This window comes from Pedobacter sp. HMWF019 (assembly GCF_003061025.1).
GTDB lineage: Bacteria > Bacteroidota > Bacteroidia > Sphingobacteriales > Sphingobacteriaceae > Pedobacter.
In genome coordinates this window covers 9,562-9,853 of sequence record NZ_QAIL01000586.1, presented here as the reverse complement: position 1 = coordinate 9,853, position 292 = coordinate 9,562, and the positions used below count along the sequence as shown (strand labels likewise).

The window sequence follows — 292 nt, the reverse complement described above, 5'->3', positions numbered from 1 at the left end:
GTCTCTCACCTAGATCTATATTTAGTAATTGATTTGTTGCACCGTTATGTTGTCATAACGATGCAACATAATTTATACATCTATATCATTATATCCATATATATAAAATCTAAAGGCCGGAGATCCAGAGATTCTTCATTCCAAACTGAAGATTGGGTTTATCCCCCGCTGTAATGACCAATTCTCCGCCATTGATAATTTCCTGGTGTGTAATCCATGTTCTATCGAGCAATTTTCCGTTTAGAGAAACACGTTGGATAAATGCCTGATCCGGTCCAAAGTTCTTTACTTT

Annotated in this window: 1 protein-coding gene; it reads right to left on the bottom strand. The window is 36.3% G+C overall.

Annotated elements, in window-relative coordinates; genetic code table 11:
• Positions 1–109 precede the first annotated feature (109 nt).
• Positions 110–292: glycoside hydrolase domain-containing protein (locus DBR11_RS28130; protein WP_199233991.1), on the bottom strand; the 183-nt coding region annotated here is incomplete at its 5' end.